Genomic DNA, 19,785 nt, shown 5'->3' with positions numbered 1-19,785 from the left:
GATATTCATGACTTCACCCGCGGGTATTTATAGTTTTGGCAAGGGGAGAAAAATGGGTACTGGGTGTCGCAGGCGTTTTTGTGAGAGGCGAGGCCATGCGTACCCTCGGTATATCGGCCGAGGGAGTTGGCACTTGAGGAGGGGGGAATCAGGCGATCGGGTCACCGACCAGGGCATCGCGGCGCATCGACTGCAGGTTCTTCTCGATGGTTTCGCAAATGCTTTCCATCTGGATCTGATGTTCGCTGGAATTGAACGGACTTTGCAGGTCGGTGCCGATGCGTTCGATGGCCAGCAGCATGAAGCCCACGACCGTGGAGGCCAACGGCGTGAACCAACCGAGGGATTCCACCAGGCCCACCGGTACGATCAGGCAGAACAGGGAAATGAATAGCCGCGGGAAGTACACGTAAGGGTAGGGCAGTGGCGTGTTGGCAATCCGCTCCATGCCGCCCTGGGCGTTGGAGAGGTCCACCAGGGTCGACTCCAACCGCGCCAGGCGGATGCTGTCCAAGCGTCCGGCCTGGTATTCGCGCGCCAGCAACGAGGCCGAGCCGGTGAGGATGTCATTCGCGAAGTTATTAGTGGCGCCGTTGCGCGCAAATTCTTCGGCGGGGATAAAGGCTCGCACTTCCTCCGGGCACGGCTGGCCCTTGAGGTGCGCAGCCAGGCAGTTGACGTAAGCCACGTGACGGCGCAACAGCGTCGACTTCACCGGGTTCACCTCACCGGGGGCGTCATCGAGCAGGGTCAACACTTGCCGGGCAAAACTGCGCGAGTTGTTGACCATCGCGCCCCACAGCGTGCGTGCTTCCCACCAGCGGTTATAGGCGCTGCTGTTGCGAAAACTGATCAGCACCACCAGTGCTGAGCCGAGCAAGGTCAGGGGCATCAGCGGCAAATTGATCTTGGCGGTGAGAAACAGCATGAAATCCACCGTCACCGCCACATCCCACAACAACAGCCAGAACAACGCCCAGCCCACATAGCCCATGGTCTTGATGATCAGGCGGTATTTCTTCAGAAGGGCAGCTTTCAAACGAGAACCTCGCGGCGGGCGGTTGGCAACAATCCCCTGTTACGACGCCGCCGAGGAAGGAAGGTTCGCAGTGTGCTGAATCGATTAGTCCTCTAACCGCCAGGCGGAGAGAATGTAACCAAAGGTTGCGCGTAAGTGTGTGCCATAGGGCATCTGACTGTGGAACAACTTTGGTACTGATGACGTCTTGTCCGGCAATCGCTTTACATTGCGTTCGAGGCAAAAAGCCATTAATGGCAGGATTTTTGAAGTGATTTGTTTTGGGGCCGGGCTGCAGGGATTTCGTAGCTGAGATCAGTGGCATCAAGTTGGATGATCAGGGCTCTTTCATGCGTGTCAGTTCGTTGAAGTTGGCTATGTGTAATACCGCGCAAGCGCTCGAACGTCATAAGGATTTTGAATCGTGCATGAGAGCGCATTACCACGTGCTGCTCGTGCCCTATTCGAGACGACCGTTTTTCTACAAGAGTGCCCTTAAATACAGCCGCTTGATGGTGTCGTTTGCATTATTGAGCCAATACTTTTCTACACCGCTGCCTTTGTTGGCAGAAGTTAAAGCCTTGTGCGTAACGCGCAAATATTGTTCGAAAAACAGCCTGGAATCGATTTTTTTGCTATTCCGGGCCTTGGGTTTCATGGAGGTTGCGCCGCACCCCGAAGACAGTCGCTTCAGGGTGTATGCACCTTCGGATGAAGCCTGCCGCGAAGCGCGGTTGATGCTCACCGCCCTCACGGAGTCTTTGGCGCTGCTCTATCCCGAAAGGGAAGTGTTCCGGCAGATGCGCGACTTGGATGACCGCGAGTTCCTTGCGCTCTATTTCAAGGGTTTTGCCATGATTCTCGCGGCCGAGTTGACGGTGGATGTCTTGCTGCCCGAATGTTACTGGCTGGTGAAGCGCGACGCCGGCCATCTGTTGATGCTGGCGATCTACAACGACGCCTTTGCCCCTGAGAACGACCGCGCCACCTTCCGGTCGTCTTCCTACCTGGCCTTGGCCAAGCAACTTTCCGTGTCCAAGACCCACATTATCCGTATGGTGCAGGAGGGGGTTGAAAAGGGTTATTTCAAAGCCCACTCCAAAACCCGGCTGGAAGTTCTGCCACCCTTTGCCAGCCTGGTAAAGCGGTTCATGGCCTTTTCATTTGCGATGGGCCTGCATGCTATTGAGATGGGAGCGTAAGGATGCCTGCTAACTTGAAGTTGCGGCCCAGAATGCGCAGTTTGTTGTCACCTGCGGTGACCCAAGCCGAAGGGGTAGGGATTATTGCCTGGGTCGGCATGCTCCTGATTCCTGCGGCCCTGAAGTTGAATTTTTATATGTTGGGCGTCACGGTGGGCCTGCTGATTGTTTGCCGGGTACATGCCACCACCACGAACTTTCTGCTCTGGCGAGTGCTGGGGGTCACCTATATGGTGTTGTTGTCCGTCGGCTTCGCTTATCTGATTCATATGAACAAAGAGTTGCGTATCTATGGCCTGCCGTTGGCCGTGACCCTGGTGGTGGGCAGTGCGATCTTGTTTATCAGTGTCCAGGATTATCTGGCCGATGCGCTATTGATCTGGCTGATCCTGTGGCCGCCCATGCAGGCGGATATATACGTTGGCACCGAGGTGTATTTGCTGCTGTTCTGCGCCGCGTCGGTATCCATCGGGTTTATCTTGAGTTATTCCTACTTGAAGAACCTGCGTTCGGTATTGCTGGTGGAAAGCGAGTTTCGCGCCTTGGCCGAGACCGACTACCTGACCTCCATTCTCAACCGGCGCGCTTTTATGCAGAGCTTCGAGAAGTTGCTCGGTGGGGAGCAGGGCGGCTACTTCATCATGTTGGATATCGACAGTTTCAAAGAAAAAAACGATCTATATGGCCACGACGTGGGGGACAAGATTCTGCGCGCCATGGCCCTTTGCCTGAAAAACGCCAAGGGCAGCCACAGCTTTGGACGGATCGGCGGGGAAGAGTTCGGCGTGTTATTGCAGGGCGACGATGTGGAGGTGGCCTGTGATTATGCCCTGGACTTGTTGCAAGCGATCCGCAGCAGTGTGCCTGCGCCCCACCATTACACCTGCAGTGCGGGGATGGCGCGTTTTTCGCCGGGCGACGAGTTGTCGGCCGTACTCAAGATGGCGGACAAGAACCTGTACGGCGCCAAGCGCAATGGCAAGGATTGTGTGCACCTGGACGGCGCGCTGCTGAAGGCGATCTTGTCCTGAGGCTTGGCGTCTAGTGCAAAGGTATCTGCACAACTTTCCAAGTTGCAGCAGCCAACGCTAACCACGATGCGAAGCGAGCCGCTCTTGATCTTGATCTGCTTTTGATCTTAAGCGCCCCGTTAAACCACGCTGGCGGATTACGGGCACACCGAGCCTGGGCGAGGTGCCGAGTGGTGGGGCAAGAGAACCCTAAGTAGCTGTTACCGCAGGAATGGATATGTACTCGGTATGACTGTGCCGGCTGTCAGGCCGCCTTCGCGAGCAAGCCCGCTCCCACAGTTGGATTGAGGGGTGTCAGGTAGATATGGGGCGGCTGTCGGGCCGCCATCGCAGGCAAGCCAGCTCCCACATTTGGATTGTGGGGTGTCAGGTAGGCAAGCGCCGGGTGGCAGGCCGTCACGGGAGCAAGCTCCCTCGCCACAGGCCCGGCGTCGCGCCGAAGTTATGCGTCTAGTGTTGTGACAACACGCTGGCCAGCAACCCAGGGAAGCGGCTTTCCAGCTCGTCACGGCGCAACGAGTTCATATGGGTGGTGCCCACATTGCGGGTGTGCACCAGGCCGGCATCGCGCAATACCCGGAAGTGATGGGACATGCTGGACTTGGGCCGCCCCCCGTCGAGTTCGCCACAGGTGGCCTCTGGCACGTTGGCCAGGTAGCGCACGATGTCCAGGCGCACGGGGTCGCTCAAGGCGTACAGCACACGCTCAAGCGTCAATTCTTGCGGGGTAGGGTGTTTGAAGGCTCGCATGGGGCGGATCATAACAGGGGGGTAGCGTTCAATACCATAGTTCGATTACCATCGAACTATCGAATCACTCATCCCTTCCTGGAGTTCTCAATGTCGGCCTTGTTCGAACCGTTCAAACTCAAAGATGTGACCTTGCGCAATCGCATTGCTATCCCACCGATGTGCCAATACATGGCCGAAGACGGCATGGTCAACGACTGGCACCACGTTCACCTGGCCGGCATGGCCCGTGGTGGTGCCGGCCTGCTGGTGGTCGAGGCCACCGCGGTCGCCCCTGAAGGGCGCATCACCCCAGGCTGCGCCGGGATCTGGAGCGATGCCCATGCCCAGGCATTTGTGCCCATGGTCAAGGCCATCAAGGCCGCAGGTTCGGTGCCGGGCATTCAGATCGCCCACGCCGGTCGCAAAGCCAGTGCCAATCGCCCCTGGGAAGGTGATGACCACATCCCGGCTTCTGATGCCCGTAGCTGGGAAACCATCGCCCCCTCTGCCATCGCGTTTGGTGCCAATTTGCCCAACGTACCGCGTGCCATGACCCTGGAAGACATTGCCCGCGTGCAGCAGGACTTCGTCGACGCGGCCCGCCGCGCTCGCGATGCCGGCTTTGAATGGATCGAACTGCACTTCGCCCACGGCTACCTGGGCCAGAGCTTTTTCTCCGAGCACTCCAACCAGCGTACCGATGCCTACGGTGGCAGCTTCGACAACCGCAGCCGCTTCCTCCTCGAAACCCTGGCTGCGGTGCGTGAAGTCTGGCCGGAAAACCTGCCGCTCACCGCCCGGTTCGGTGTGATCGAATACGACGGCCGTGATGAGCAGACCCTCACCGAGTCCATCGAACTGGCCCGCCGTTTCAAGGACGGTGGCCTGGACCTGCTGAGCGTCAGCGTCGGCTTTACCATTCCTGACACCAACATCCCATGGGGCCCGGCCTTCATGGGCCCGATTGCTGAGCGTGTACGCCGTGAAGCCGGTATTCCGGTGACCTCGGCCTGGGGCTTCGGCACGCCGCAACTGGCGCAAGGCGCGCTGCAGGCCGGGCACCTGGACCTGGTTTCGGTGGGGCGCGCACATTTGGCTGACCCACACTGGGCCTACTTTGCCGCCAAGGAACTGGGCGTGGACAAGTCCTCCTGGACCTTGCCGGCGCCTTACGCGCATTGGCTGGAACGCTATCGCTGAGGTATGCCTGCGCGTTGCATGAGCCACTCGATTGAGTGGCTTTTTTTCGCCTGTGGTTTTTGCGTTACCCACTGGAGACACAGCAGGTACGTGAAAAATAACAAATGAGAACCGATATCAAACGAGAATGCCTTGATATATGATGCGCCGCGAATTCTTGGCAGGTTTGCCGTCCCATCTGGCTCATTCACTAGGTTCTACACCCATGCGTCGTACTCTGATTTCCATCTGTGTGCTCCAGGCGTTTTCCCCCTTCGCGTGGGCAGAGCAGGCACCTGCCGAGAACGCCAGTATCGAGCTGCAAGCGACCAATGTCACCGCCACCGCGGACCTTGAGTCGGCCCAAGGCCCCGTGCAGGGCTACCACGCTACACGCTCAGCCAGTGCGACGCGCACCGACACCGCCATTCATGAAACCCCGCAGTCCATCAGCGTAGTGTCCAAGGACGTGGTCGAAGACCTCGGTGCAACGCGCTTGCAGGATGCCCTCGATTACGCCGGCGGCGTGGGCCGTGCCAACAATTTTGGCGGCCAGGGCCTGACCACCTTTACCGTGCGCGGCTTCACCACCGGTGAGTTCTACCGCAACGGTTTCCCGATCAACCGCGGTTACCCGAACATGCCGGACGCCAACACCATCGAGCGTCTGGAAGTACTGCGCGGCCCCGCGACCATGCTCTACGGCCGTGGCGACCCAGGCGGCACCTTCAACGTGGTGTCCAAGCAGCCGCTGGCTGAACGCACCGTCACCCTGGGCAGCCAGCTCAATGACCAGGGCATGAAGCGCGGCACCCTGGATGCCTCCGGCCCGCTGGACGAGGAGGGCCGCCTGGCCTATCGCCTGAACGTCGTGGGCGAGGGCGGCGACACCTTCCGCGATCACGTCGAGACGGAACGCTACGGCGTGACGCCGGTAATCACCTGGCAGGCCACCGATGACACCAAGGTGACCTTCGAAGGCGACTTCATGCGCAACAACCACCCGCTGGACCGCGGCCTGACGCGTTTCCCCAACCAGCGCGGCACGCCCTCGCGTGATACGTTCTGGGGCGACAAGGACGCCGGCAAGCTGCACAACGACAACAACATGGCGCAGTTGCGTTTCGAGCATGCACTGAGCGACAACTGGACCCTGGGCGGCGGTTTCCAGTGGTTGGACGGCAGTTTGAAAGGCAATGCCATCGAAGCCAACGGGCCGGGTAGCCTGGGCGCTGATGGCCGCACCCTGCAACGCAACTTCAACTACCGCAAGCTGGAATGGACCGACAAGGACTATCAGCTCAACCTGACCGGGCACTTCTCCACCGGCGGGTTTGATCACATCTTGCTTACCGGTATCGAGTACGAGGATTACGACTATAAGTCGATTATCCAGCGTTCCAGCGCCGCGGCGGGTACCTATCCCATTGACATCTTTGACCCGGTGTACGGTCAACCCCGTCCGGCCCTGACCCGTACGCCGACCCACGACAAAGAAAACCTCAAGACCTACGCCGCTTTTGTACAGGACCAGGTTGCTCTCACTGAACGTCTGAAAGTGCTGGCCGGTGCCCGCTTCGAGCGTTTCGAGCATGACTACCAGAACTATGTTGGTAAAAGCTGGCAGGCCGCCGACAACGCCGTCACCCCACGCGTGGGTGTGATCTACGACCTCACCGACACCGTCGCGGTCTATGCCGATGCTGCGCGTTCGTTCAAGCCCAACACTGGCGCCAGCCGCGAAGGCGGTGGTTTTGCACCGGAGAAAGGCAAGTCCTACGAGATGGGTATCAAGTGGGAGGCGCTGGACCGGCAGTTGAGCGTGGATGCGGCGATCTATCAGATCGAGAAGAAGAACGTGCTGACCACCGATCCCGTGGACAATACCTTCAGTGTCGCGGCCGGCCAGGTGCGCAGTCGGGGCTTCGACCTCAATGTGGCAGGCAACCTCACGCCCGAATGGCGCGTGATCGGCGGCTACGCTTACGTAGATGCGGAAGTTACCCGTGATAACACGTTGCGCTCCGGCACGCGCTTGATGAACATCCCGCGCAACAGCTTCAGCCTGCTCAACGTCTACGAGTTCCAGGACGGCGCGCTCAAAGGCCTGGGCCTGGGCGCCGGCGGCAAGTACGTCGACCAACGCGCCGGCCAGACCGCCAATACGGCATTCTCCATGGACGCCTATACCGTGGTCGACCTGCTCGGTTACTACAAGGTCAATGAGCGTGTGCGCTTGAACCTGGATGTGAAGAACCTGTTCAACCGCGAATATGAAGAAGGCGCGTTCGGCAATATCTACGCCTACCCCGGCGCACCGCGTACCGTGCAGGTGGGCATCGCCTACACCCTGTGATGAACAGCTGCGGTACCACGCAGGGCCGGTGGCGAGAGAGATTGCTCCCGCAACGGCCCCTATCTACCTGACGCTACGCGTTCCAACTGTGGGAGCTGGCTTGCCTGCGATGACGGCCTGACAGCCGACGCATTTCTACCTGACGCGCCGCGATCCAACTGTGGGAGCTGGCTTGCCTGCGATGACGGCCTGACAGCCGACACTTCTCTACCTGACACCCCACATTTGGAATGCGGCGCGTCAGGTGGATATGCGTCGGCTGGCAGGCCGTCGTGGGAGCAAGCTCCCTCGCCACAGGGGCCTGCATCAGCTTCCCTGTCAGGTTTAACAGTAGACACTGGCGGGCGATCGAGGGATGTTTGCTCGTAACGTGCCAGCGCAGCGGTCGGCGCTCATTGCTTTTCGAAGCCACGCTTAATAGGGATATTAAAAATGGAACGGGAACTGATCGAGAAAGCTGAAGACCTGATCAAAAAGACCAACGATGCCGAGCGTCTGTTCACCCGATACGCCACCAAGTGCTACACGTCAGCCTTGCAAAAATATGCCAAGGAGATCAGCGAAACCTCCTATACCTATCTGCTGGCCGAGCTGGCCGAAAGTTCGCTGAGTTCGGAAATTCTAGGCCGTCCAGGCGCCAATATCAGCCTGGTCAGGATCGAGATAGAGGAGGTCATGCTCGAAGCCGATGTGATCAAGAAATTGAAGCGGGCCGAAACCCATTACCTGGAAACCCTGGAATCGGTGCGCAAGTTCGAAGACCTTAAACGCTTCGAGAAAATGCAGGACACGTCCGATATCGTCCGCTCGATAAAACTCGGCGTGTCACGTTTCAATATCCTGTTTGTCATCTTGCTGATCGGTGGGTTGACCTGGGCGGCGATCAATCTGCCTAAAGAAGCCTTGGCGTTGATTTCCGCTGCGATCGGCGGCGCCATCACTCACTTGTTGTCCGAGCGCCAGGCCGTGCTGGCGCTGAAAAAAGAGGGCGATAACACCTGCCCCAGGGCCAACAATAACAGTCAGGAATGACGCGGGCTCACAACGGCGTCAACACGTTCATCACCGTATCCAGCGCCACTCGGGTGTCGTCCAGTTGCACCAGCGACGCATGCCGTGCACCCAAGGCATCGCGGTTCTGGATCGCCGTGAGGATCGCCTTGTGCCGAGGCAGACTCAGGCCCTGGATATCCGGGCGGCGGTTGGTGATGTTGATCGACTCGCGCAACGGCAGCGAGAGCATGTTGCACATATAGGCGAGCAGGTCGTTGCGGGTGGCGTCGGCAATCGCGCGGTGGAAGTCCAGGTCGGCCTGTAACAGGTCCTCGTGGGTCTTGGCGGTTTCCATGCCTTGGTAGGCTTGTTCGATGGTGGCGATGTCTTCATCGGTGGCGGTGGTCGCGGCCATGGCGGCGATTTCCGGTTCGAGAATGCGGCGCACCCCGGCCAGGGTGTTGAAAAACTCGCTGTGGGGCGTGGACTGCATCAACCAGGACAGCACGTCCGGGTCGAGCAGGTGCCATTTCAAGCGTGGCCGTACCACCGCGCCCACCCGTGGCTTGGAGTACACCAGGCCCTTGGCGCTGAGCACCCGCGTGGCTTCGCGCAATACCGAGCGGCTGACCTGGTATTCCTCGCACAGCGTGGCTTCCATGGGCAAGCGTTCTTCAGGCTTGAAGCGACCGGAAACGATGTGCATGCCCAAGTCCTGAACGATCTGGGCATGCTGGCTCTTGCGCGGCTTGGGCGGCTGGTGATCCATAACGACGGGGAGGCTCTGGCTTAGATTCGCCGCATCATAGCATCCCAATTAGTGGGAATGCCGTGGGACTTCTGCCCCGCGACAGCCCACCAGGAAGTCAAAGTCACAGCCTTGGTCGGCCTGCAACACATGGTCGATGTACAGCTGGCGATAGCCGCCGACAATGAGGTTTTGCGCGGGGGGCAGGTCGGCCATGCGCGCTGCCAGCTCGGCATCTGGAATGTCCAGGTGCAGGCGGCCATTGGCGCAATCGAGTTCGATCCAGTCACCTTCCTTCACTGTCGCCAACGGCCCGCCGGCGGCGGCTTCCGGTGCCACGTGCAACACCACGGTGCCGTAGGCGGTGCCGCTCATGCGCGCATCGGAAATGCGCACCATGTCCGTCACGCCCTGGGCCAGCAGCTTGGCAGGCAGGCCCATGTTGCCGACTTCGGCCATGCCGGGGTAACCCTTGGGGCCGCAGTTCTTCATGACCAGGATCGAGTTGGCATCCACGTCCAGCTCCGGGTCGTTGATGCGTGCCTTGTACATGTCGAAGTTCTCGAACACCACGGCGCGGCCACGGTGTTGCATCAGTTCGGGGCTCGCTGCCGAAGGCTTGAGCACCGCGCCCAGGGGCGCGAGGTTGCCACGCAGCACGCAGATGCCGCCGTCGGCGCGGATCGGGTTGTCCAGGGTGCGGATCACTTCGTCCTGGCCGTAGATCGGCGAATCCTGGGTGTTCTCGCCCAGGGACTTGCCGTTGACCGTCAAGGCGTTCGGGTGGGGGATCAGGTTGGCCTCACCCAGGCGACGCAGCACCGCGGGCAGGCCGCCGGCGTAGTAGAACTCTTCCATCAGAAAGCGTCCGGAGGGCTGCAGGTCGACGATGGTCGGCATGCCGCGGCCGATGCGGGTCCAGTCATCCAGGTCGAGTTCGACGCCGATGCGCCCAGCGATGGCTTTCAAGTGGATCACGGCGTTGGTCGAGCCGCCGATGGCCGCGTTCACGCGGATAGCGTTTTCGAACGCCTCCTTGGTGAGGATCTTCGACAGCTTCAAGTCTTCACGCACCATCTCCACGGCGCGCATGCCCGACATGTGCGCCAATACATAGCGGCGTGCATCCACCGCCGGAATCGCCGCGTTGTGGGGCAGGGAAGTGCCCAGCGCCTCGGCCATGCAGGCCATGGTCGAGGCCGTGCCCATGGTGTTGCAGGTGCCCGCCGAACGCGACATGCCGCCCTCGGCCGCGAGGAAGTCATCCAGGGTGATGGTGCCGGCCTTGACCTGTTCGCTGAGCTGCCACACCACCGTCCCCGAGCCGATGTCCTGGCCCTTGTGCTTGCCGTTGAGCATCGGTCCGCCGGTGACGACGATGGCCGGCACATCACAACTGGCCGCGCCCATCAGCAGCGCCGGGGTGGTCTTGTCGCAGCCGGTCAGCAGCACCACACCGTCAATCGGATTGCCGCGAATCGCTTCTTCCACATCCATGCTCGCCAGGTTGCGCGTGAGCATGGCGGTAGGGCGCAGGTTGGATTCGCCATTGGAAAACACCGGGAACTCCACCGGGAAGCCACCGGCCTCGATCACGCCACGCTTGACGTGCTCGGCGATCTGGCGGAAGTGCGCATTGCACGGGGTTAGCTCCGACCAAGTGTTACAGATGCCGATGATCGGCTTGCCATGGAACTGATGGTCGGCAATGCCTTGGTTCTTCATCCAACTGCGGTACATGAAACCGTTCTTGTCGGCGGTACCGAACCACTGGGCAGAGCGTAGGCCGGGCTTTTTGTCAGGCATGATCGATTCTCTTATTGTATGACTATATGTTCTATGCGTGCTTAAACATAAGCGCAAAATCGCCGCTTTGGAAGTGTTGTTTTGCAAATAGTCATACTATATAGTCGGTCTTAACTGAGGTATGGCCCTGGCGGATTTCGTCAGAGGCGTCCCCCGAGCTTCTATAAAAACAACAATCGGAGATCGACCCCATGAGCCAGGAACTGCGGCTTATTCGGCGCATCACGCTGAAACTGATTCCCTTCCTGATCCTGCTGTACCTGATCGCCTACGTGGACCGTTCCGCCGTAGGATTCGCCAAGCTGCACATGGGCGCTGACGTGGGCATCGGCGACGCCGCCTATGGCCTCGGTGCCGGGTTGTTCTTCATTGGCTATTTCCTGTTCGAGATTCCCAGTAACCTGATGCTCGACCGCTTCGGCGCGCGGCGCTGGTTTGCGCGCATCATGATCACCTGGGGCGCCATCACCATCGGCATGGCGTTCGTGCAAGGGCCGCACAGCTTCTATGTGATGCGCTTTTTGCTGGGCGCGGCGGAGGCGGGGTTCTTTCCCGGCGTGCTGTACTACATCACCCAATGGTTCCCGGTGCGCCATCGCGGCAAGATCCTCGGGCTGTTCATCCTCTCCCAACCTATTGCAATGATGATCACCGGCCCGGTGTCCGGCGGTTTGCTCGGCATGGACGGCATTCTTGGCCTGCATGGCTGGCAGTGGCTGTTCATCGTGATCGGCACCCCGGCGATCCTGCTGACCTGGCCGGTGCTGCGTTACCTGCCGGACGGCCCCCAGAAGGTCAACTGGATGAGCGAGGAAGAAAAAGCCTGGCTCACCGGCGAGCTGCACAAAGACCTGCAAGCCTACGGCCAGACGCGCCATGGCAACCCCTTGCATGCGCTCAAGGACAAGCGCGTGTTGCTGCTGGCGCTGTTCTACCTGCCGGTGACCCTGAGCATCTACGGCCTCGGCTTGTGGCTGCCGACCCTGATCAAGCAGTTTGGCGGCAGCGACCTCACCACCGGCTTCATCTCCGCGGTGCCCTATATCTTCGGCATCATCGGCCTGTTGATCATCCCGCGCAGCTCCGACCGCTTGAACGACCGTTACGGCCATCTCGCCGTGCTCTATGTACTGGGCGCCATCGGCCTGTTCTGCAGCGCCTGGCTCACGGTGCCAGTGCTGCAAATGGCCGCGCTGTGCCTGGCGGCGTTTGCCATGTTTTCCTGCACCGCCGTGTTCTGGACCCTGCCGGGGCGCTTTTTTGCCGGCGCCAGTGCGGCGGCCGGTATTGCCTTGATCAACTCGGTGGGCAACCTCGGCGGCTATATCGGCCCGTTCGTGATCGGTGCGCTCAAGGAGTACACCGGCAACCTGGCCTCAGGCTTGTATTTCTTATCCGGTGTGATGGTGTTCGGCTTGCTGCTGACCCTCGTGGTCTACCGCTTGTTGGAACGCAAGCACGTGCTGCCCGTCGACCAATTCGCCGCCAGCGCCCGTGGCGCCACACGCACTTAAATCCAGGAGAACCTGCATGCGTTTAGTTCAGTTCGAGTTGAGCAACGGTGAGCGCCGCGTCGGCGTGGTAGAAGGCAACCAGGTACGCGAAGTGCGCGGCGCCCACAGCGTGCGTGAACTCGCGCTGGCCGCCATCGAAGCCGGCGGCAAGTTGCATCAACAGGTAGAAGCCCTCGGCCTGGGCGCCAGCCATGACTACACCGCCTTGTTGGCGGACCACAAAATCCTGCCCCCGCTGGACCACCCGGACCCGGCCCACATGCTGATCAGCGGCACCGGCCTCACCCACCTGGGCAGTGCCTCGGCCCGCGACAAGATGCACCAGCAGGCCGGCGACGACAGCGCGATGACCGACACCATGCGCATCTTCAAATGGGGCGTGGAGGGCGGCAAACCAGGTGCTGGCCAGGCCGGTGTGCAACCGGAGTGGTTTTACAAAGGCGATGGCAGCATCGTCGTGCGCCCGGGCCAGGCCTTCCCGGTGCCGCCGTTCGCCGAAGACGCCGGCGAAGAACCGGAAATCGGCGGCCTCTATGTGGTCGGGCATGACCGTAAACCCTATCGCCTGGGCTTTGCGGTGGGCAACGAGTTCTCCGACCATGTGATGGAGCGCAAGAACTACCTGTACCTGGCCCATTCCAAGCTGCGCAGTTGCAGCTATGGCCCGGAGTTGCGCGTGGGTGAACTGCCCGAGCATCTGGCGGGCACCAGCCGCATCCTGCGCAACGGCGAGGTCATCTGGCAGAACGAATTCCTCAGTGGCGAGGCCAATATGTGCCACAGCCTGGAAAACCTCGAATACCACCACTTCAAATACAGCCAGTTCCTCATGCCGGGCGATGTGCACATTCACTTCTTCGGCACCGCCACCTTGTCATTCGCCGACGGTATACGTACCCAGCCGGGCGATGTGTTCGAGATCAGCCAGGCTGAATTCGGCGCGCCGTTGATCAACGGTATCGGCAGCAGCGATGCGGCATTTGAACCCGGCCAAGTCACCCCCCTTTAAGGAGATCAACATGACCCCGTTCCTCGGCCACAACTACATCGGCGGCCAGCGCAGCGCCAACGGCAGCATCAAGCTGCAAAGCATCGACGCCACCACCGGCGAAGCCTTGCCCCAGGATTTCTACCAGGCCACCGCCCAGGAAGTGGACGCCGCCGCCCAGGCCGCGGCACAGGCTTACCCAGCCTATCGCGCCTTGAGCGCCGCACGGCGTGCGCAGTTCCTGGATGCGGTGGCCGATGAGCTGGACGCCTTGGGCGATGACTTCGTCGAACTGGTCTGCCGCGAAACCGCCTTGCCGGCCGCACGCATCAAAGGCGAACGCGGGCGCACCAGCGGCCAGATGCGCTTGTTCGCCACCGTGCTGCGCCGTGGTGACTTCTACGGCGCACGTATCGACAAGGCCCTGCCAGAGCGCCAGCCGCTGCCGCGCCCGGACCTGCGCCAATACCGTATCGGCCTCGGCCCGGTGGCGGTGTTCGGCGCCAGCAACTTCCCCCTGGCATTTTCCACGGCTGGCGGCGACACCGCTGCCGCGCTGGCCGCCGGCTGCCCGGTGGTGTTCAAGGCCCACAGTGGGCACATGGCGACCGCCGAGCGCGTGGCCGATGCGATCATTCGTGCTGCCGAGGCCACCGAGATGCCGGCTGGCGTGTTCAATATGATCTTTGGCGGCGGCGTCGGTGAGGCGCTGGTCAAGCATCCGGCGATCCAGGCGGTAGGCTTTACCGGCTCGCTCAAAGGCGGCCGCGCCCTCTGCGACATGGCCGCGGCGCGCCCGCAACCGATCCCGGTGTTTGCCGAGATGTCGAGCATCAACCCCGTGATCGTGCTGCCCCAGGCGCTGCAAGCCCGCGCTGAAAGCATTGCCCGTGACCTGACCGCGTCGGTGGTACAAGGCTGCGGCCAGTTCTGCATCAACCCAGGCCTGGTGATCGGTATCGCCTCGCCTGCGTTCACCGCGTTCACTCAGCAGGTCGCGCAATTGATCGGCGAGCAACCGGCGCAAACCATGTTGAATGCCGGCACCCTGGGCAGCTACGGCAAGGGCCTGGAAAAACTCCGGTCTCACCCGGGCATCCAGCATCTGGCGGGCAGCGCGCAGTCGGGCAACCAGGCGCAACCGCAACTGTTCAAGGCGGATGTACGTCTGTTGATTGAAGGCGATGAAGTGCTCCAGGAAGAAGTCTTCGGCCCCACCACGGTGTTCGTCGAAGTGGCCGATCAGGCCCAACTCAGCGCCGCCCTGCAGGGGCTGCACGGGCAATTGACCGCCACGCTCATCGGCGAACCGACCGACCTGCACCAGTTCGCCGAACTCACGCCCCTGCTGGAACAGAAAGTCGGGCGCATCCTGCTCAACGGTTACCCCACTGGCGTGGAGGTGTGCGATTCCATGGTTCACGGCGGGCCGTACCCGGCGACTTCCGACGCCCGTGGCACCTCGGTCGGCACCTTGGCCATCGACCGTTTCCTGCGCCCGGTGTGCTTCCAGAACTACCCTGATAGCCTGCTGCCCGACGCGTTGAAAAACGCCAACCCTTTGCGTATTCAGCGCCTGGTAAATGGCACGCCATCGCGCGAATCGCTGTAACTGATCAGGAGGCTTCATGTCGTTGAGCGCAGTCACCCCGCACCGTGCCCGGTTGGGCGAAGGGCCGTTCTGGGATGTACCGACCCAGGCCCTGTATTGGGTGGATATCGCCGCCCGCCAGGCGCTGCGTCTTATGGAGGGGCAGTTGCAGGTGTGGCAATTGCCTGAGCACGTCTCGGCGTTCATCCCCTGTCAAAGCGGTGATGCGCTGGTGACCTTGAGCAGCGGTGTGTATCGCCTGGACCTGGCCACCGAAGCCTTGACCCTGCTGTGCGTAGCCGACCCGCAAACGGGCAACCGCGGCAATGAAGCACGCTGCGATGCCCAGGGCCGGCTGTGGTTGGGCACCATGCAGAACAACATAGGCGAGCAGGGCGAAGACCTGCCGATTACCCGGCGCTCCGGTGGCTTGTTTCGCATCGATGCCGATGCGCGGGTCACGCCGTTGTTGGCGGGCCTGGGCATTCCCAACACCTTGCTTTGGAACGAGGCGGGCAGCCAGGTGCATTTCGGCGACAGCATGGACGGTACGCTCTATCAGCATTCGATCCAGGCTGACGGCCAACTCGGCGCCGCCCAGGCCTGGTTCGGGCCGCACACACGCGGCGGGCCGGATGGCTCGGCCATGGACGCCGAAGGCTACATCTGGAACGCGCGCTGGGATGGCAGTTGCCTGCTGCGGCTAACGCCTTCAGGTGAGGTGGATCGCATCATCGAACTACCGGTTAGCCGTCCCACCAGTTGCGTGTTCGGTGGGCCCGAGCTCACCACGCTGTACATCACCAGCGCGGCGAGTCCCTTGGATCACCCCCTTGATGGTGCGGTATTGGCCATTGAGGTCGACGTGCCAGGCAAGCCCTGTCACCGCTTCGCCGGATAAACCAAACGCGCTGTTGTGGCGAGGGAGCTTGCTCCCGTTCGACAGCGCAGCTGGAGCCGGCTTTTTTTGGGGGGCGCTGCGCACCCCAGCGGGAGCAAGCTCCCTCGCCACAACAGTACCCGTACACAAAACGAACATTGAAAAAAAACAACAACAAGGAGTCACCCCTATGAATCGTCGTCGTGGTTTGCGTTCCCTGTGCTGCGCCGCTGTGGCGGTCTCGGCCATGAGCTTGAGCGGCCTGTTGCTGGCCGCTGAAGAAGTGAAAATCGGTTTCTTGGTCAAGCAGGCCGAAGAGCCCTGGTTCCAGACGGAGTGGGCGTTTGCGGAAAAAGCCGCCCAGGACAAAGGCTTCAAACTCATCAAGATCGCGGTGCCGGACGGCGAGAAAACCCTCTCGGCCATCGACAGCCTGGCCGCCAACGGCGCCAAAGGCTTCGTGATCTGCCCGCCGGACGTGTCCCTGGGCCCGGCTATCGTTGCCAAGGCCAAGGTCAACGGTTTGAAAGTGATGGCCGTGGATGATCGCTTTGTCGATGCCAAGGGCAACTTCATGGAAGACGTGCCGTACCTGGGCATGGCCGCGTTTGAGGTAGGCCAGAAGCAGGGCGCCGCCATGGCCGCCGAAGCGAAAAAACGTGGTTGGGACTGGAAGGACACCTACGCGGTGATCAACACCTTCAACGAGCTCGACACCGGCAAGAAGCGCACCGACGGCTCGATCAAGTCGCTGGAAGAGGCTGGCATTCCTAAAGATCACATCCTCACCGCCCCGCTGAAAACCCTCGACGTGCCAGGCAGCATGGACGCCACCAACTCGGCACTGGTCAAGCTGCCGGGTAGCGCGAAGAACCTGATCATCGGCGGCATGAACGACAACACCGTGCTCGGCGGCGTGCGCGCCACCGAAAGTGCCGGTTTCGCCGCAGCCAATGTGATTGGTATCGGCATCAATGGCACCGACGCCATCGGCGAATTGAAGAAAGCCAACAGCGGCTTCTTCGGCTCGATGCTGCCCAGCCCGCACATTGAAGGCTACAAAACCGCTGAGATGATGTACGAGTGGGTTACCCAGGGCACCGAGCCGCCGAAATACACGGCCATGGACGAAGTGACGCTGATTACCCGTGAAAACTTCCAGGCGGAACTGACCAAGATCGGGCTGTGGAAATGACCGCTGCGGCCCTGCGGTTTGAAGGCATCGGCAAGACCTTTCCCGGGGTCAAGGCGCTGGATGGCATTTGCTTCACCGCCCACCCGGGGCAGGTGCACGCGCTGATGGGTGAGAACGGCGCCGGCAAGTCGACCCTGCTGAAAATCCTCGGCGGCGCCTACATTCCGTCCAGCGGTACGGTGCAGATCGGCGCGCAGACCATGGCCTTCAAATGCGCCGCCGACAGCATCGCCAGCGGTGTGGCGGTGATTCACCAGGAGCTACATCTGGTGCCGGAAATGAGCGTGGCCGAGAACCTGTTCCTCGGGCATTTGCCCACGCGCTTTGGCGTGGTCAACCGGAGCCTGCTGCGCAAGCAGGCCCTGGCCTGCCTCAAGGGCCTGGCCGATGAAATCGACCCCGACGAGAAACTCGGGCGCCTGTCCCTGGGCCAGCGCCAATTGGTGGAAATCGCCAAGGCGCTGTCCCGTGGCGCCCATGTGATCGCCTTTGACGAGCCGACCAGTAGCCTCTCGGCGCGGGAAATCGACCGCTTGATGGCCATCATCACGCGCCTGCGCGAGGAGGGCAAAGTAGTGCTCTACGTGTCGCACCGTATGGAAGAAGTGTTCCGTATCTGCGACGCAGTGACGGTCTTCAAGGACGGTCGCTACGTGCGTACGTTCGAGGACATGAACACGCTGACCCACGATCAACTGGTGACCTGCATGGTCGGTCGCGATATCCAGGATATCTACGATTACCGACCGCGTGAGCAGGGCGAAGTGGCGCTCAAGGTGGACGGCTTGCTCGGCCCCGGCCTGCGTGAACCGATCAGCTTTGAGGTGCGCAAGGGCGAGATCCTGGGCCTGTTCGGGCTGGTGGGCGCGGGGCGTACCGAGCTGTTTCGCCTGCTCAGTGGGTTGGAGCGCGCCAGTGCCGGCAGCCTGGAACTGTGCGGGCAAGCGCTGCAACTGCGCTCACCCCGCGACGCCATTGCCGCCGGCGTATTGCTGTGTCCGGAGGATCGCAAGAAAGAGGGCATCATCCCGCTGGGCAGCGTCGCTGAGAACATCAACATCAGCGCCCGTGGCGCCCATTCCACCTTTGGCTGGCTGTTGCGCGAAGGCTGGGAGAAAGGTAACGCCGACCGACAGATCCAGGCGATGCGGGTCAAAACGCCGAACGCGGCGCAGAAGATCCTGTACCTGTCCGGCGGCAACCAACAGAAAGCCATTCTTGGCCGCTGGCTGTCGATGCCGATGAAGGTGTTGCTGCTCGACGAACCCACTCGCGGTATCGACATCGGCGCCAAGTCGGAGATCTACCAGATCATCCATAACCTGGCGGCCAGTGGCATTGCGGTGATCGTGGTGTCCAGCGACCTGATGGAGGTGATGGGCATCTCTGACCGCATCCTGGTGCTGTGCGAAGGCGCCCTGCGCGGCGAACAACTGCGCGAGCACGCGACTGAATCCAACCTGCTGCAACTGGCCTTGCCACGCGGCCTGGCGAACTGAGAGACGACCATGACCATTCAAAACAACGCGTTGCCCTCGGCACGCAAACCCCTCGATATGCGTGCATTGCTCGATAACTGGGCGATGCTCTTGGCGGCGGTGGGCATCTTCGTACTGTGCGCGCTGCTGATCGATAACTTCCTCTCTCCGCTCAACATGCGCGGCTTGGGCCTGGCGATTTCGACTGTCGGTATTGCCGCGTGCACCATGCTGTTCTGCCTGGCCTCGGGGCACTTCGACTTGTCGGTAGGCTCGGTGATCGCCTGCGCCGGCGTGGTTGCGGCGATTGTGATGCGCGATACCGACAGCGTGATGCTGGGCATTGGCGCAGCGCTGCTGATGGGCCTGATGGTGGGGTTGATCAATGGCATCGTGATCGCCAAGCTGCGGGTCAACGCCTTGATCACTACGCTGGCGACCATGCAAATCGTGCGCGGCCTGGCTTACATCTTTGCCGACGGCAAGGCCGTAGGCGTGTCCCAGGAGCAATTCTTCGTGTTCGGCAACGGCCAATTGTTTGGTGTGCCGGTGCCGATCCTGATCACCATTGTCTGCTTCCTGTTCTTCGGCTGGCTGCTCAACTACACCACCTATGGGCGCAACACCATGGCCATCGGCGGTAACCCGGAGGCGGCGCTGCTGGCGGGCGTGAACGTTGACCGCACCAAGATCCTGATCTTTGCCGTGCACGGCCTGATTGGCGCGCTGGCGGGAGTGATCCTGGCTTCACGCATGACCTCCGGCCAGCCGATGATCGGCCAGGGCTTCGAGCTCACGGTGATCTCGGCCTGCGTGCTGGGTGGGGTGTCGCTGAGCGGCGGCATCGGCATGATCCGCCATGTGATTGCCGGGGTGTTGATTCTGGCGATCATCGAGAATGCGATGAACCTGAAGAACATCGATACCTTTTACCAGTATGTGATCCGCGGTTCGATCCTGCTGTTGGCCGTGGTCATCGACCGCATGAAACAACGCTGAACCCAGGCGCTGTGAAAAACCAATGTGGGAGCTGGATTGCCTGCGATAGCGTTGGTTCAGGCAATAATTGAGTAG

At 61.0% G+C, this 19,785-nt stretch carries 16 protein-coding genes; 12 read left to right on the top strand and 4 right to left on the bottom strand.

Features of this window, described 5'->3' with window-relative positions; all coding sequences use genetic code 11:
• Positions 1-148 precede the first annotated feature (148 nt).
• Entirely contained in the window at positions 149-1,039 is an 891-nt protein-coding gene (locus FXO12_RS07175; protein ID WP_003190542.1) for a bestrophin family protein, read from the bottom strand.
• A gap of 329 nt (positions 1,040-1,368) precedes the next feature.
• Here FXO12_RS07175 and FXO12_RS07170 point away from each other — a divergent pair, with 329 nt between their 5' ends.
• Complete coding sequence (locus FXO12_RS07170; protein ID WP_169922168.1) at positions 1,369-2,220, top strand: hypothetical protein; 852 nt, start codon at positions 1,369-1,371, stop codon at positions 2,218-2,220.
• Positions 2,221-2,222: 2 nt separating this feature from the next.
• Entirely contained in the window at positions 2,223-3,251 is a 1,029-nt protein-coding gene (locus FXO12_RS07165; protein ID WP_054922113.1) for a GGDEF domain-containing protein, read from the top strand.
• 450 nt (positions 3,252-3,701) lie between these two features.
• On the opposite strand, the gene FXO12_RS07160 is transcribed toward FXO12_RS07165, so the two are convergent.
• Positions 3,702-4,001 carry a helix-turn-helix transcriptional regulator gene (locus FXO12_RS07160; RefSeq protein ID WP_003190545.1) on the bottom strand — a complete coding sequence of 100 codons (300 nt, stop codon included), beginning with the start codon at positions 3,999-4,001 and terminating at the stop codon, positions 3,702-3,704.
• A 90-nt stretch (positions 4,002-4,091) separates the two neighbouring features.
• On the opposite strand from FXO12_RS07160, the gene FXO12_RS07155 reads away from it, so the two are divergent.
• The 3 genes from FXO12_RS07155 to FXO12_RS07145 all read left to right on the top strand — a co-directional run bounded on the left by FXO12_RS07155 (position 4,092) and on the right by FXO12_RS07145 (position 8,550).
• Positions 4,092-5,183, top strand: a complete 1,092-nt coding sequence (locus FXO12_RS07155; protein WP_014718067.1) for an NADH:flavin oxidoreductase/NADH oxidase — start codon at positions 4,092-4,094, stop codon at positions 5,181-5,183.
• Positions 5,184-5,388: 205 nt separating this feature from the next.
• Complete coding sequence (locus FXO12_RS07150) at positions 5,389-7,518, top strand: TonB-dependent siderophore receptor (protein ID WP_057977062.1); 2,130 nt, start codon at positions 5,389-5,391, stop codon at positions 7,516-7,518.
• A gap of 432 nt (positions 7,519-7,950) precedes the next feature.
• A complete protein-coding gene (locus FXO12_RS07145; RefSeq protein ID WP_034126738.1) occupies positions 7,951-8,550 on the top strand; it encodes a hypothetical protein in 600 nt (199 codons plus the stop codon).
• 7 nt (positions 8,551-8,557) lie between these two features.
• Here FXO12_RS07145 and FXO12_RS07140 read toward each other — a convergent pair whose 3' ends face one another.
• Both FXO12_RS07140 and FXO12_RS07135 read right to left on the bottom strand, forming a co-directional pair.
• The gene (locus tag FXO12_RS07140) at positions 8,558-9,280 is read right to left on the bottom strand and encodes a FadR/GntR family transcriptional regulator (RefSeq protein ID WP_034126739.1); all 723 of its coding nucleotides are present in this window, start codon (positions 9,278-9,280) and stop codon (positions 8,558-8,560) included.
• Positions 9,281-9,328: 48 nt separating this feature from the next.
• A complete protein-coding gene (locus FXO12_RS07135) occupies positions 9,329-11,065 on the bottom strand; it encodes an IlvD/Edd family dehydratase (RefSeq protein ID WP_019817288.1) in 1,737 nt (578 codons plus the stop codon).
• A gap of 191 nt (positions 11,066-11,256) precedes the next feature.
• On the opposite strand from FXO12_RS07135, the gene FXO12_RS07130 reads away from it, so the two are divergent.
• The 7 genes from FXO12_RS07130 (at position 11,257) to araH (ending at position 19,710) form a co-directional block, all read left to right on the top strand.
• Positions 11,257-12,579, top strand: a complete 1,323-nt coding sequence (locus tag FXO12_RS07130; protein WP_003190554.1) for an MFS transporter — start codon at positions 11,257-11,259, stop codon at positions 12,577-12,579.
• A 16-nt stretch (positions 12,580-12,595) separates the two neighbouring features.
• Positions 12,596-13,588 carry an AraD1 family protein gene (araD1, locus tag FXO12_RS07125; RefSeq protein WP_057977064.1) on the top strand — a complete coding sequence of 331 codons (993 nt, stop codon included), beginning with the start codon at positions 12,596-12,598 and terminating at the stop codon, positions 13,586-13,588.
• A 10-nt stretch (positions 13,589-13,598) separates the two neighbouring features.
• The gene (locus tag FXO12_RS07120; RefSeq protein WP_160049600.1) at positions 13,599-15,179 is read left to right on the top strand and encodes an aldehyde dehydrogenase (NADP(+)); all 1,581 of its coding nucleotides are present in this window, start codon (positions 13,599-13,601) and stop codon (positions 15,177-15,179) included.
• A gap of 16 nt (positions 15,180-15,195) precedes the next feature.
• On the top strand, positions 15,196-16,059 hold the full coding sequence (locus tag FXO12_RS07115; RefSeq protein WP_057977068.1) for an SMP-30/gluconolactonase/LRE family protein: 864 nt from the start codon (positions 15,196-15,198) through the stop codon (positions 16,057-16,059).
• Positions 16,060-16,228: 169 nt separating this feature from the next.
• On the top strand, positions 16,229-17,233 hold the full coding sequence (locus FXO12_RS07110) for a substrate-binding domain-containing protein (RefSeq protein ID WP_057977070.1): 1,005 nt from the start codon (positions 16,229-16,231) through the stop codon (positions 17,231-17,233).
• Positions 17,230-18,732, top strand: a complete 1,503-nt coding sequence (araG, locus tag FXO12_RS07105; protein ID WP_054898569.1) for an L-arabinose ABC transporter ATP-binding protein AraG — start codon at positions 17,230-17,232, stop codon at positions 18,730-18,732. Before FXO12_RS07110 ends, araG begins: the two co-directional genes overlap by 4 nt.
• 9 nt (positions 18,733-18,741) lie before the next feature.
• Positions 18,742-19,710, top strand: a complete 969-nt coding sequence (gene araH / locus FXO12_RS07100; protein ID WP_005787495.1) for an L-arabinose ABC transporter permease AraH — start codon at positions 18,742-18,744, stop codon at positions 19,708-19,710.
• Positions 19,711-19,785 lie beyond the last annotated feature (75 nt).

The organism is Pseudomonas sp. J380, assembly GCF_009827115.1.
In the GTDB taxonomy this organism is placed as follows: domain Bacteria; phylum Pseudomonadota; class Gammaproteobacteria; order Pseudomonadales; family Pseudomonadaceae; genus Aquipseudomonas; species Aquipseudomonas paracarnis.
The sequence above is the reverse complement of the archived record's forward strand: the minus strand, read 5'-3'. Positions and strand labels throughout refer to the sequence as shown.

Coding starts and splice junctions, on each gene's coding strand:
- FXO12_RS07170 (WP_169922168.1), top strand. CDS start 1,369: ATGCGTGTCAGTTCGTTGAAGTTGGCTATGTGTAATACCGCGCAAGCG.
- FXO12_RS07165 (WP_054922113.1), top strand. CDS start 2,223: ATGCCTGCTAACTTGAAGTTGCGGCCCAGAATGCGCAGTTTGTTGTCA.
- FXO12_RS07160 (WP_003190545.1), bottom strand. CDS start 4,001: ATGCGAGCCTTCAAACACCCTACCCCGCAAGAATTGACGCTTGAGCGT.
- FXO12_RS07155 (WP_014718067.1), top strand. CDS start 4,092: ATGTCGGCCTTGTTCGAACCGTTCAAACTCAAAGATGTGACCTTGCGC.
- FXO12_RS07150 (WP_057977062.1), top strand. CDS start 5,389: ATGCGTCGTACTCTGATTTCCATCTGTGTGCTCCAGGCGTTTTCCCCC.
- FXO12_RS07145 (WP_034126738.1), top strand. CDS start 7,951: ATGGAACGGGAACTGATCGAGAAAGCTGAAGACCTGATCAAAAAGACC.
- FXO12_RS07140 (WP_034126739.1), bottom strand. CDS start 9,280: ATGGATCACCAGCCGCCCAAGCCGCGCAAGAGCCAGCATGCCCAGATC.
- FXO12_RS07135 (WP_019817288.1), bottom strand. CDS start 11,065: ATGCCTGACAAAAAGCCCGGCCTACGCTCTGCCCAGTGGTTCGGTACC.
- FXO12_RS07130 (WP_003190554.1), top strand. CDS start 11,257: ATGAGCCAGGAACTGCGGCTTATTCGGCGCATCACGCTGAAACTGATT.
- araD1 (WP_057977064.1), top strand. CDS start 12,596: ATGCGTTTAGTTCAGTTCGAGTTGAGCAACGGTGAGCGCCGCGTCGGC.
- FXO12_RS07120 (WP_160049600.1), top strand. CDS start 13,599: ATGACCCCGTTCCTCGGCCACAACTACATCGGCGGCCAGCGCAGCGCC.
- FXO12_RS07115 (WP_057977068.1), top strand. CDS start 15,196: ATGTCGTTGAGCGCAGTCACCCCGCACCGTGCCCGGTTGGGCGAAGGG.
- FXO12_RS07110 (WP_057977070.1), top strand. CDS start 16,229: ATGAATCGTCGTCGTGGTTTGCGTTCCCTGTGCTGCGCCGCTGTGGCG.
- araG (WP_054898569.1), top strand. CDS start 17,230: ATGACCGCTGCGGCCCTGCGGTTTGAAGGCATCGGCAAGACCTTTCCC.
- araH (WP_005787495.1), top strand. CDS start 18,742: ATGACCATTCAAAACAACGCGTTGCCCTCGGCACGCAAACCCCTCGAT.